Consider the following 12,202-nt stretch of genomic DNA (forward strand, 5'->3'; position numbering starts at 1 on the left):
ATCCTTGTAAACTGTAAACTGACCACTGCAAACTGACCACTGACCACTGCAAACTGCCTACTCTCCTAAACGTGTATTACTTCATCATCTATTAATAGCTCTTCGCGGCGCATGCGCAGTAGTACCTGTGCTACGGCTACCACATCTTTTTCGCAGTAGGTAACAATGCGGTCGATGTCTTTTTCTACATGAAAAACATGGCCTACCTGGCTGCCGTCTATATCGCCTTTTGGCGATGGTATACCCAATATTTTAGTAAGCAGCTTTAGCGATGTAAAACTTTTAAAGTCGCCAAACTTCCAGAGTTCCATAGTGTCCAGGTGGGGTACTTCCCAAGGTTTTTTGCCAAAGAGGTTCAGCTTTGGGGGTATGGCCAGTTGGTTGATGATCATGCGGCGGGCTATGAACGGAAAATCGAATTCCTTTGCATTGTGCCCGCACATAATGTGCTGTGGCTGGCTGAAATGGTTGTTGAGCAGGTTGCTGAAATCCTTCAGAATCTTAACCTCATCACCAAAAAAAGAGGTGACCCTAAAGTGGCGGATATCGCCTTTAAAGGTAAAATATCCTGCCGAAAGGCATACAATTTTACCAAACTCGGCCCAGATGCCGGCGCGATCGTAAAACTCCTCGGCAGTAAAATCGTCTTTACGCTGGTATTGGGTTTTAAGGCTGTAAAGCTCGCGGGTTTCGGCGTCAAGCAGCTCAAAACGCTCCTGCTCGGGCACGGTTTCTATATCTAAAAAGAGTATGTTCTCTAATCTTATTCTTTCGATCATTATGGAGATTTTTTGTGGACGCATTTTTTTGTCCTCTCCCCCAACCCCTCTCCGAAGGAGAGGGGGGCAGCTACACTAAAATGTCAGGGCAAAGCCTCTTAGTTATAAGTGAGATTGCTTCGTCGTGCCTCCTCACAATGACGGTACCCGAGGGTGAAGCTTGCTCCCCTCTCGTTTGCTGCGCCAATTCGCTGTGCTCGTGGGGAAAGGGGTTGGGGCGATGACTATTTTTTTGTCAGTGCCAGGCCATTGCCCTTGCCCTCTTTTGGTTTAAGTTTGCCCAGCATTTTGTAAGCCTCGTCTACATATACATAAAAATCGTTGCTGTGGGGGTCGGTTTCGGTTTGCAGGCCTTTTGTATGGCCCAGGCGCACAATAATAATGTTATCCTGCGGAATTACAATTACAAACTGGCCCAGGTGGCCGCGCATGTAGTACATTTTTTTGCCCAGGTAGTTGTTAAGCCACCAGCCGTAGCCATATTGCGGGGCATTAGCAAAGCGCGGGGTAACCATTTTAGCAACATCTACACTATCTAAAATTTGTTTGCCATTCCACTTGCCGTTATGCTCGAACAACTTGCCGAAACGCGCAAAATCGCGGGCGTTACTGCCCAGGCAGCAGTAGGCTTTTTCTATGCCATCTTCGTGGTCCAGCTGCCAAAGGGCTTCATGGTCGGCGCCCATAGGCTTCCAGAATTTATCCGACACATAATCGGCCAGGTGTTGGCCCGTAGCCTTAACCACTACCATAGCCAAGAGCTGTGTGGCGCCACTTTTATATTCAAACGCCTGCCCGGGCTCGTGCGTAATGGCAATGCCCAGCATGGTTTTTTCCAGCTCTTCGCCAAAATAAGCGCGGGTGGTTATAGAAAAGGCACTGCTATACGCCTCATCCCAGTCCATGCCCGTAGCCATGCTCGACAAGTCGCCCACCGTTAGCCTGGCGGCAAGCCCCTTGCTAAATTCAGGAAAGTAATCCCCCACCTTTTGGTCCAGGCTTTTAATTTTGCCCTCTTCAATAGCCTTAAACATTGCGGCACTCACCACACTTTTAGCCATAGAGAACGAGTTGGATTTAGAGTCGGCGCCATAGCCATCATAGTAGCTTTCGTGCCAAATACTGTCGTTTTTAATAATAAGGTAGGCAACCGTTCCCAGCTCCTTATGCGTATCTTCCAGCCTTTTGGTTCCCGGTACTTTGTTATAACCGGCTGCCTGTGGCCACGGCTGCGGCGTGCCGCTTTTAACAACGCGATTGTCAAAATGGGTATAATCGTCCAGGTAGGCGGTAGTTTTGCCGTGCAGGTACACCACACGCACAGCCTTAAGCAGGTAGTCTACATTAAAAACGTACAGCAAGGCAACCAGAACGGCTATAATGCCTATAAACCAAAGCAGGAACTTTTTCATAAGAGTATGGTTAAGTGGTACGAATTTACACAAAATTTGTTATGCTGTAATAACCCGCTATCTTTGTATTTAAACGTTTTGCATGCTACCCATAGCCTACCACCCTATTTACAAGCACCCATTGCCGGAAGGGCACCGTTTTCCGATGATAAAATACGAGCTGCTGCCCCAACAGTTATTGCTGGAAGGCACGGCTGCGGAGGCCGACTTTTTTTCGCCCGGCCTGCCCGACATGTCGCATGTACTGGCTATTCATAAAAAGGATTATGTGGATGATTTGCTTAACCTTACGCTCGACCCAAGGGCGGTACGGAAGATTGGTTTTCCGCTTTCGGCAGAACTGGTAGAACGCGAGCTGCGTATTGCGCAGGGTACTATTTTGGGTGCCGAAAAGGCCCTGCAAACCGGCATTGCCTTTAATATTGCCGGTGGCACGCACCATGCCTACAGCACCCACGGCGAGGCTTTTTGCCTGCTTAACGACCAGGCTATTGCGGCGCAGTATTTATTGGATAAAAAGCTGGCTTCTAAAATATTGATAGTTGACCTTGATGTGCATCAGGGTAACGGTACTGCCGAGATATTTACCCACAACCCGCAGGTGTTTACTTTTAGTATGCACGGCAAAACCAATTATCCGTTTAGAAAGGAGACATCCGACCTTGATATTGCCCTGCCGGATAATACGCCCGATAGTGAGTACCTAACTATTTTGCAGGAAACGCTGCCTAAACTGATAGACAGCCACAAGCCCGACTTTATTTTTTACCTAAGCGGTGTTGATATTTTAACTACCGATAAACTGGGCAAGCTGGGCTGCACCCTAAGCGGCTGCAAACAGCGCGACGAAATGGTGCTAAACCTTGCGCACAAACTGGAAATACCGGTGCAGTGCAGTATGGGTGGTGGCTACAGCCCCGAGATTAAGGTTATTATCGAGGCGCATGCTAATACCTACAGGGTTGCGCGAGGGTTATATTAATCCTTTCTTTTGTTTTGAAACAAAAGAAACAATCCCGATAGCTGTCGGAGTAAGATTATAATTATTATATAGAATTTTATACACCTTCTATCCAACTCAAATACGATATAGTGGCCAGCAAGTTTATGACTGGCATAGAGAGCCACCACAAGCGCAATGCATCTACATCATTAAGTAATAACTTAGGACTGGTTGGTGCCGTGTTGCAAATTATTATTGCCATAATTATTATTGTTGGCGCGGTACTGCATTGGATTGGAGGGGTTACAAAATAATAGGATAAACATTGCTGTTTATCTTATTATTTTAATGACTTTTTAGAAAGCTCCTCTTTCTGTATTTATAATTTCATTAGTATTACTATCATAAGTCACAACCAAAGTTGAATTTGACCTTGTATTGATAAAATAAAACTTAAAATTAATTTTATTCTTTTCAAAATTATATAATACTACCTTATTATTCTTTTCATCACTCGTACTATTCAAATTAATTTCAAAATCGGTTTTTATTACATTTAGTGTTTTGTCACATGCAATAGGTATTTTTTTGCATTCACCAAATTTATTAGTGGAATCATATATATAAATCTCTTTTTCTGGCCTTTCGCAAAGTCGATAAAAATTATCAAATTCTTTAGATTTCAATATCTTTATAACCGCTTGACAATTGCTACCACCTGTATTTTTTGATTTACATGCCAAAGCAAGTAACAGCAAAATAAGTAATAAATTAAATTTTTTCATTAATTTTTTAGATTTTTTGGAAGATTTTTCTTTTTCGCTTCTTCAGCACTTCCAGCTGAACCTATATTTTCTGGTAAACTAGGCACTACGCCATTTTTAGTCTTCTCTTTAATGATTGATTTTTGAGTATCAGTATTATATTTATCCATTGGATTGGGATATATAGTATTTATCTGCTAACGGGTCAACATTCATCCACCTTCCTATTGCAGGGTCATAATTACGTGCGCCGTAGTCGTACATGTTAAGCCCCAGCTCGTCTTGCAGCTCCTTGCCGTTGTACTTATATTTCTACATAGCTTGTACTCGAAGCTATCTGTACATTGCAAGCCTTTACATCTGATTATTTATTCAGCCTAAGGCATTAAACCAGTTGTACTCCATTTTGTTTATCCTGTTTAAAAATATAAAAATGTCCTTTCGCCTGTGGTGCGCGAATTTTCAAATTCATCAAAATTGTTTTCCATTTTCTGTTGGTGTTTGGTGCCGGCCAATTTAGGATATTTTTAACAAGTAGCGCATTAATAATAACCATATTGTATTTTTACACCAAATTTTATAGCTTATGCAGGCATCATCTCTTATAGAAAACACTAAAAATTTTGTGCAACAACAACTTGCGGGTGCCGAGGGTGGCCACGACTGGTTTCATATTCTGCGGGTGTATAACAATGCCCTGCTTATTGCCAGGGGCGAAGACTGTAACCTTACGGTGGTTGAACTGGGTGCGCTTTTGCACGATGTAGCCGACAGTAAATTTTATGATGGCGATGAAACTGTTGGGCCCCGCCTTGCATGGGAGTTTCTGGAAGGCCAACAGGTGCCGGAGGAGATTATTATTAAGGTGGTTAATATTATAGAGAACACATCGTTTAAGGGTGGCAATTTTGAGAAGAAGTACCATTCGACAGAGCTGGATATTGTTCAGGATGCCGACAGGCTCGATGCCATTGGTGCCATTGGCATTGCGCGTACCTTTAATTACGGTGGCTTTAAAAACCGCCCCATGTACGACCCCGCCATTGCCCCTAACCTGAACATGACCAAAGAAGAATACAAGGCCAGCACGGCACCTACGCTTAACCATTTTTACGAGAAACTGCTGCTGCTTAAAAACACCATGAACACCGCCACCGGTAAACAGATAGCACAGGGCCGCCATGCCTATATGGAAGGTTTTCTGTCGCAATTTTATGCCGAGTGGGATGGGGAGAAATAGTGGTGTTGAGCTACTTATTTTGCTTATTTTTAGTCTATTACGAGTTAGCAAACAGCTTCTGCAAGGTTTTCAGGAACCTTGTAGGTGTTAAATTTAAACCTACAAGGTCTTGAAGACCTTGCAGGTGGAGCCACTGTTATTGTAAGCATTGGGGTTTTTAAGCTAAAGCTTCATTAATTCATGTCATTTCGACGAAGGAGAAATCTCAATTAGTGTTAGAGATTTCTCCTTCGTCAAAATGGAAAACATGTAAATCAGCGATTGCGTAGCATCCGTGTCATCCGCGTTCTATTACGCGCTACTTCATCAAATCTAAAGTAACCTCATAGGCCATTCGTTTTTCGGTTTGGGCCAGCAGCCATCCTAAAAAGCTCAGTACAAATATATCCTGCGATGTACTTGTGTCTATCATAGCCTTAACATACTGTTTAAAAGCAGGTTGTGCAGCAATTTCAGGCTTTAAGATGTAGCGTTCTACTAACAGCGCGTAGTTAAGAACGCGGTCTTCTTTAACCTCAACCAGGTATTTTTTGTAGCGCCGCTTAAAGCTTTTCATTCTCGATAGCGCCAGTTCGGTATTTTCAAACTGGGTGTGCATTAATATCTCCAACAGGCTTTTACGGATGGCCCACAGCATGCCCAGCTTTTTTTCGTACCAGCTGTCGGTATGGGTAAACTGCGCCATGTATTTTAACGAGGTTCGGTCGCTTTGCTGCACCAGAAACATAACAAGGCAAATGCGCAGGTCGTTAACATCTACCGGGTCGGCTTTTTTGGGGGCGGCCTTCAGGGTCTGCTCGGCAAGATGGATGGCGATACCCCCATCGCCCGAAAAATTTTTGTTGAGTGCCACCAGCAAATTATGCCTTATTGTAAAGCGCGAAAAGTAGCGTTTGTTTTGTTTTTGCATCTGCTCCTGCATCTGGGCCAAATAGGCTTCACTTTCTGCGAATCTCAGAGTCCGAAAGTGAAAATTTGCCATAAAATAGAGTATGTAAATGTGGTAGTACAACTGGTTGTCGGCATGCTCTTGTTTACTGCTTATAAAGTCGAAACTTTTTTGAACAAAGGGCTCCACCAGGGTAAAATTAAAGTTAATGGCAGCATACTCGTTGGCTATAAACAGTATCTGGTACAGCGACTTGAAGGTAAGCACCTCATCTAACGACACTCCTAAAGAGCTCATAGTCTGCACTATAAACGCCCTAAAATCAATCACTTTACCCTTAAGCTGAATCTCGGCTAACTCCCTGCGCAGCAATGCATAAGCCAGGTTTAGCTGCTCTTCGCGGTGCAGGCGCTCTTTGTTAGCCCTAAACTTTTCGATAACAAGGTTAAGGTCGGTTGCCGGGCTAAGGTGGGCGTACTGTATTTGGGTATGGTATACCTCATTCAGCAGGCTAAACTGCTCAATACCAATCGCTTTAGCTTCGGCTTTAGCCAGGCATTTAAAGGCGGTTTTGGTTAATTTATGCTCTAAAAAGAACCGGCTAACCACCAGTAGTCGCAGTATTTCGTTAGCCTCGCTGGTGTTGTTCTCGAAGGTGCGGTTGGCCATAAACTCCACAAGGTTATCGTAAAGCCGCTTGCGCAGGGCATGGTAGGCATCGCTATTTTTATCTGAATATAAATTATTTAAACCATTTATATCGTCAGTTTCTAACAATTTAAACAGCTTGGTGTTTTTAGTGTCAGTACGGGTATTTTTAGTGCGTAAGTAACTTATAAATGCTTTATTATCATTGGTATTCATAACGTTAATAATCTCGGTAATGGCATTCATAAGTACATTTTTTAGAATGTAAAAATACAAATATTACATTTTATATCGTCAGTTTTATACCGAATATAGTTTTTACAGCATTGCTTTTTGGCGGAGATTTGCCTTATAATTTAAAAACAAAAATTATGGAACCGCTAAAAACAAATGAAGTGAACAACACTTTCGAAACCAAAAAAGAAACGAAACTAAATGGGGCAAACCCCTTAAAACCAAGTAATGCCTTTGTGGGCGCCGCATGGATGGCACTGCTTATAGGTATGGCTGCCTTTTGTATAGGGCTTTTTAATGCCGAAATGCAGCTTAACGAAAAAGGCTACTACTTTACCATATTGCTTTTTGGGCTGTTCTCTGTAATATCTGTACAGAAAAGCGTGAGGGACAGGCTGGAAGGCATTGCTGTAACCGATATATACTATGGCCTGAGCTGGTTTAGTACGGTGGCATCGGTTGTGTTACTGATAGTTGGCCTTTGGAATGCCAACATGCTGCTGAGTGAAAAGGGCTTCTTTGGCATGTCTTTCGCCCTGAGCCTGTTTGCCTCTATAGCCGTGCAAAAAAACACGCGAGACCTTAAACAATTTACCGATAACAACTTATAAAACGCTTAGCGGATGCCCCGTGGCTGCCTTTCCGGTGGTTGCGGGGTTTTTATTTTTAATATGCAACAAACCCTTGTTATTACTGATAATTATTCAGGTATTTAGTTAATTGAATAGATTTAATTATGCAAATTTTATGTTAAAGTTATAATTCTGTTAACAGGCAGATAATTTTTTTTATAGCTTTAGATAAATATCCAACCACTTAATTACTATTTGATTATGAAAAAAATCTTACTACTATCCCTACTTGGGATAAGCTTGTATGCATGCTCTAATGAAGAAGCTGCGGATACTGCCGTAAGCCAAAAAACAGTAGCCGAACCGGTAGCTGCACCACTACAACCGGAAGTTACTGCCATTTTAAACAGGTACATTGTAAATCAGGGGTCATCGGGCAACGATGAAGCCACAAAAACCTTTGCTGCCGATGCCAAAATTTATTTAACCGATAAAGGTATTGCAACAACGGGACTAAATGATTCTGAGGTTATTAACTTGTTTTTAAGCAACATATAAGCCATGAAAAAAATCTTAATTTTGGTTGCTGTACTCTTGGGTACCGCAACAGGTTTTGCACAGGGCTACAATGCTCCGGTAAGGGTTGTGGTACAAAACAGGACACCTTTTATTGTAAATTTTGCCCCCCGCTACCATTTGGCATTTTTTGATGGCAATAACGACCACACTTTTTTTGGTGTGCAGCACGATCTTCTTGGATGGCTTACTCCTCCAGACCCGGCCCTTCAGCCATATCACAGAGATTTTAACTATCAACAGGAAGGTCTTTTTGAACCCGCTTTAGGACCCGGCCAGACCCGTACCTATTATAATTCATCGCAAGCAGGCTATCCGTTTGTACCCAATGGGGGCTACAGTACTTTTAACACTACCGATACTAATGCATCTGTAATGGAAGGTTATCAGATTAATCCTGTTTTTATACAAAAATACATGAGGCTCGACTGGATAAGATTCTCTATGACTACTACAAGCCTTGCCGGTGTTTATGCAGGCGGCCTTGCGCATCCGGTACCTTCCGGGTTTAATACCATAGCATCTGTTCCCGCATATACCGGTGGCGGTGCTATATTTCCTTACGAAGGCCTTGCCGCTGTAGGGCCATACAACGAAATGATAATGCCTTACTGGCCTTCTACATTAACATTTACGTATGGCAGTAGTACCTACCATATAGTTTGGACAGCAACAACTTACGTGCCCGGACAGGTACAAACGGTTAATATATTATTTTATTAGTTTGGTTAGTTAGTTGCCCCAAAAGGGCAAAGAAAAGGCCGGCAATTACTTGCCGGCCTTAGTTTTATATACTATCCCGCAGGATTATTTACCTGTAAACTCCGCTTTTCTTTTCTCCAAAAATGCAGTAGTACCTTCTTTAAAGTCTTCGGTACCAAACGATTCGCCAAAAGCAACAATCTCTACATCAAAGCCACTGGTGGTATAACTTGCATTAACGGCCTTAATAGCCTTGCTTATGGCTACAGGAGAGTTCTTCATAATTTTTAATGCTATACCCTTGCAAAAGTCCAATAGCTCTGCCTGTGGAACCACATGGTTTACAAGGCCGTAACTTTTAGCTTCTTCGGCAGTAATCATACCGGCTGTCATAATCATTTCCATAGCGCGGCCTTTGCCTACTAACTGTGGTAAACGTTGTGTACCGCCATATCCGGGAATTACCCCTAACGATACCTCCGGCAAGCCCATTTTAGCATTGTCTGACGCTATCCTGAAGTGGGCAGCCATAGCAAGCTCCAGGCCTCCGCCAAGGGCAAAACCGTTAACAGCCGCAATAACCGGGGTTGCAAGGTTATGCACAAAATCAAACAACAACTTCTGACCCAGTGCTGCCAGCTGCTCGCCTTCTTCAACACTAAATTCAGAGAATTCGGCAATATCGGCACCGGCCACAAAAGCCTTTTCGCCACTACCGGTAACAATAATTACCCTTACGGCAGAGTCTTCATCAAAAGCATTAAAAGCTTCGCTAAGCTCTACAATAGTAGCACGGTTAAGCGCATTAAGTTTGGTTGGGCGGTTTATGGTAATAACGCCTATGCCATTTTCGGCCGCAGCCAGAATATTTTCGTAAGCCATGGTTGTATATTTTTAGTGGTTTGTTTGTTCTGTTGCTAAAGGGTCCTGCGCTATAATAGGCAGCGTAACTATAAAGGTAGTACCGTGGCCGGGAACGCTATCAAACGTAATGGTGCCGTGGTAATTTTCTACAATGTTTTTTATAATGCCCAGGCCCAGGCCCATACCGCTGGTCTTGGTGGTAAACTTAGGCTCAAAAATACGGTTCTTGTTTTCCATGCTTATGCCTTTGCCGTTATCGCGAACGGTAATCTTGGCACGGTCGGCTTCGCGGTAAATGCGTACATCTACCATTGGGTTGGGCTCGTCTTCGGCAATAGCCTGGGTAGCATTTTTAACCAGGTTGGTAATGATTCGGATAAGCTGCGTACGGTCCATCCTCGTTACAATACGCGGTTCATCGGCATGGAAGGTAATGTAATTTTCGTTGAAAATTTCCAGCGCCAGCTGCACGATCTTAACCACGTTAAGGGTTTCGTTTTGCTGAGCCGGCATAGAGGCAAAGCTGCTAAAAGCCGATGCTACCGATGTCATGGTATCTATCTGCTGTATAAGCGTATCGCTGTATTCGTTAAGCTTTTGTTTAATGTTGGGGTCGGTTGGGTCGAACTTGCGCTGAAAGCTTTGTACCGTTAAGCGCATGGGCGTAAGCGGGTTCTTAATTTCGTGCGCCACCTGTTTTGCCATTTCACGCCATGCCTCTTCACGCTCTTTTTGGGCCAGTTTGGCGGCACTTTCGTCAAGGTCTTCCACCATGTCGTTATAGGCGTGTACTAAGAGGCTGATTTCCTGTGGAGAGTCGCCCATGTCTATCTTCTCGTTTACCTCGTTAAGGCGGGTTTCTTTAATACGGTCGGATACCTCTTTAATCGATTTGGTAATGTAGCTGGAAAGGAAATAAGCAATTATAACCGAGATAAGCAGCATGAACGAGTACACCTGCATAAAGCGGATAAGAAAGTTGCTGAGCTCTTTCTCATAATAGCCATCATCTTCTATATACGGTAAATTTAAGATGCCCAGCGGTTTAAACTTGGTGTCTTTAATATAACTGTAAGACGACCTGAACTTTACACCGTTCTCTGACTTTAAGTCAACGTACCTTTTTTCTGCCGTAGAGCGGATAACGCGTAAAATACCTTTGGGGATGTTCTGGCTTACGGTATCTACAGAGAAGGCTGCTTTGGATGATTTTATAAGGTGCCCGTTAAGGTCGAATATATTAATCTCGGTACCATGAATGTTAGCCAGCTCGTGGATGCGCTCCCTAAAAATTAACGGTAAATTTTCGGTATTTAGCGGATAGGTAGTATTGGCAAGAATGTAGTTAATGTGCTCTTTAATAGAATTTTCCTTGCGTTCTAACCGGTCCTGATGGTACTCTTTGGCCTCTTTTTTAAACTGGTAAATAGATACCGTGGCAATAAGAAACGAGGCTATAAGGGTAATGAATATCATAGACAAGAATATCCGTACCCGTAAAGACCAGCGTTTTATCTTAAACTTTTCCTTCATCCGTTCAGGAGTTGTTCTTCTCACGTATCTTTTTATAAAATTTGTAGCCCAGCATAATTAGTATGCTAAAGGCCATAATGCCCAGCACGCCGTAAATCCAGTTAATGGCATTCTTTAAAATTACCAAAAAAACCACGGCAAACAAAATAAGCGTGGCACCTTCGTTCCATAAACGCATAAAGCCGGTGGTGTGTTTAACCTCATCGCGCTGCAATTGCTTAAATATCTGGTGGCATTTTAGGTGGTACAGGTACAGTAAAAACACAAAGCCCAGCTTAACGTGCATCCACGGCATTTGCAGCCAGGCGTTGCCTGTAGGGGTAAAAAACAACATCCAGTAGGCAAAAATACTGGCCAAAACAGCACTGGGCCAGGTAATAATATACCACAACCTATAGCTCATTAACTTGTATTGCTTTATAAGTATCTCTTTTTCGGGCGAAGGCTTACTGTTGGCCTCTATGTGGTATACAAACAGCCGCACGATGTAAAATAACCCGGCAAACCAGGTAATTACAAATATTAAGTGCAGCGATTTTATATAATTATAATCCATTATTGTTCTTTAAGTTCGGTACTCAATTTATTCCTCAACCTGCAGAATCATCGCAGCCGGAATTTCGATTGTATCATTTTCAAGAGGAATTTTGACTTTAAGATTAATCTTATTATCCTTAACTGATTTGGGAATAAATACATAATCAAACCCCGTTTTATTGCTGCTGCCAATTTTGACTTCTTTTAAACCGTCAACCTTAAAAATTTCATATTGAGGCATTTGCATTGAAAAAGGATGAAATATTATTTTAATATTATTATTTTTTGCTACTTTAATAACTGGCTCATCCGGAATTCCAATTAGGATTTGAGACATGATAAATTTTTTATTATATCCTGATAATGAATCGTTCAGGATTTTATTTTGTTGTTTCAGCTTTACATTTTCCCTTTGTAAATTCTCGTATTCTTCTATTTTAACTTTAGGGCTATTACAGCCTAAAAAGGTGCACAATGTCAAAGTAATATATAAATATACTCTCATATAG

15 protein-coding genes and 1 pseudogene are annotated in these 12,202 nt (G+C 42.5%); 6 read left to right on the forward strand and 10 right to left on the reverse strand.

Annotation, left to right across the window (positions count from 1 at the left end; all coding sequences use genetic code 11):
* Positions 1 to 65: 65 nt before the first annotated feature.
* Both G509_RS0117375 and G509_RS0117380 read right to left on the reverse strand, forming a co-directional pair.
* Positions 66 to 779, reverse strand: coding sequence for a 3'-5' exonuclease (locus G509_RS0117375; protein ID WP_026992703.1), 714 nt, complete (start codon positions 777 to 779; stop codon positions 66 to 68).
* Positions 780 to 1,003: 224 nt separating this feature from the next.
* Entirely contained in the window at positions 1,004 to 2,191 is a 1,188-nt protein-coding gene (locus tag G509_RS0117380; RefSeq protein ID WP_026992704.1) for a serine hydrolase domain-containing protein, read from the reverse strand.
* An 82-nt stretch (positions 2,192 to 2,273) separates the two neighbouring features.
* On the opposite strand from G509_RS0117380, the gene G509_RS0117385 reads away from it, so the two are divergent.
* Together G509_RS0117385 and G509_RS23455 are read left to right on the forward strand one after the other, a co-directional pair.
* Positions 2,274 to 3,173: a histone deacetylase family protein gene (locus tag G509_RS0117385; protein ID WP_026992705.1), complete on the forward strand. Its 900-nt coding sequence runs from the start codon at positions 2,274 to 2,276 to the stop codon at positions 3,171 to 3,173.
* A gap of 125 nt (positions 3,174 to 3,298) precedes the next feature.
* Positions 3,299 to 3,448, forward strand: coding sequence for a hypothetical protein (locus G509_RS23455; protein ID WP_165571296.1), 150 nt, complete (start codon positions 3,299 to 3,301; stop codon positions 3,446 to 3,448).
* Positions 3,449 to 3,490: 42 nt separating this feature from the next.
* On the opposite strand, the gene G509_RS0117395 is transcribed toward G509_RS23455, so the two are convergent.
* From G509_RS0117395 to G509_RS23820, 3 genes and pseudogenes are all read right to left on the reverse strand, one after another.
* A complete protein-coding gene (locus G509_RS0117395) occupies positions 3,491 to 3,919 on the reverse strand; it encodes a hypothetical protein (RefSeq protein ID WP_026992706.1) in 429 nt (142 codons plus the stop codon).
* Positions 3,919 to 4,068, reverse strand: a complete 150-nt coding sequence (locus tag G509_RS23460) for a hypothetical protein (protein ID WP_154657782.1) — start codon at positions 4,066 to 4,068, stop codon at positions 3,919 to 3,921. The genes G509_RS0117395 and G509_RS23460 overlap by 1 nt, the downstream gene beginning before the upstream one ends.
* 19 nt (positions 4,069 to 4,087) lie before the next feature.
* Positions 4,088 to 4,210, reverse strand: a pseudogene (locus G509_RS23820) (RHS repeat-associated core domain-containing protein); the annotation flags it as partial.
* Between the two features lie 274 nt (positions 4,211 to 4,484).
* On the opposite strand from G509_RS23820, the gene G509_RS0117410 reads away from it, so the two are divergent.
* On the forward strand, positions 4,485 to 5,138 hold the full coding sequence (locus G509_RS0117410) for an HD domain-containing protein (protein WP_026992707.1): 654 nt from the start codon (positions 4,485 to 4,487) through the stop codon (positions 5,136 to 5,138).
* 298 nt (positions 5,139 to 5,436) lie between these two features.
* Here G509_RS0117410 and G509_RS0117415 read toward each other — a convergent pair whose 3' ends face one another.
* Complete coding sequence (locus tag G509_RS0117415) at positions 5,437 to 6,921, reverse strand: hypothetical protein (protein ID WP_026992708.1); 1,485 nt, start codon at positions 6,919 to 6,921, stop codon at positions 5,437 to 5,439.
* A gap of 125 nt (positions 6,922 to 7,046) precedes the next feature.
* On the opposite strand from G509_RS0117415, the gene yiaA reads away from it, so the two are divergent.
* From yiaA to G509_RS0117435, 3 genes are all read left to right on the forward strand, one after another.
* Positions 7,047 to 7,520 (forward strand): inner membrane protein YiaA, encoded by a 474-nt coding sequence (yiaA, locus tag G509_RS0117420; RefSeq protein WP_026992709.1) that lies wholly within the window; start codon positions 7,047 to 7,049, stop codon positions 7,518 to 7,520.
* Between the two features lie 222 nt (positions 7,521 to 7,742).
* Positions 7,743 to 8,039 carry a hypothetical protein gene (locus G509_RS0117430; RefSeq protein WP_026992710.1) on the forward strand — a complete coding sequence of 99 codons (297 nt, stop codon included), beginning with the start codon at positions 7,743 to 7,745 and terminating at the stop codon, positions 8,037 to 8,039.
* Between the two features lie 3 nt (positions 8,040 to 8,042).
* Positions 8,043 to 8,780, forward strand: a complete 738-nt coding sequence (locus tag G509_RS0117435; protein ID WP_026992711.1) for a hypothetical protein — start codon at positions 8,043 to 8,045, stop codon at positions 8,778 to 8,780.
* 84 nt (positions 8,781 to 8,864) lie between these two features.
* On the opposite strand, the gene G509_RS0117440 is transcribed toward G509_RS0117435, so the two are convergent.
* The 4 genes from G509_RS0117440 to G509_RS0117455 are packed head-to-tail and all read right to left on the reverse strand — an operon-like array spanning position 8,865 to position 12,198.
* Entirely contained in the window at positions 8,865 to 9,641 is a 777-nt protein-coding gene (locus tag G509_RS0117440; protein ID WP_026992712.1) for an enoyl-CoA hydratase/isomerase family protein, read from the reverse strand.
* A gap of 12 nt (positions 9,642 to 9,653) precedes the next feature.
* Complete coding sequence (locus tag G509_RS22420) at positions 9,654 to 11,156, reverse strand: ATP-binding protein (RefSeq protein WP_051200354.1); 1,503 nt, start codon at positions 11,154 to 11,156, stop codon at positions 9,654 to 9,656.
* Between the two features lie 4 nt (positions 11,157 to 11,160).
* Positions 11,161 to 11,712 (reverse strand): CopD family protein, encoded by a 552-nt coding sequence (locus G509_RS0117450; RefSeq protein ID WP_026992713.1) that lies wholly within the window; start codon positions 11,710 to 11,712, stop codon positions 11,161 to 11,163.
* A 27-nt stretch (positions 11,713 to 11,739) separates the two neighbouring features.
* Positions 11,740 to 12,198, reverse strand: coding sequence for a hypothetical protein (locus tag G509_RS0117455; RefSeq protein WP_026992714.1), 459 nt, complete (start codon positions 12,196 to 12,198; stop codon positions 11,740 to 11,742).
* Between the last annotated feature and the right edge of the window lie 4 nt (positions 12,199 to 12,202).

Source organism: Flavobacterium subsaxonicum WB 4.1-42 = DSM 21790 (assembly GCF_000422725.1).
Taxonomy (GTDB): Bacteria; Bacteroidota; Bacteroidia; order Flavobacteriales; family Flavobacteriaceae; genus Flavobacterium; species Flavobacterium subsaxonicum.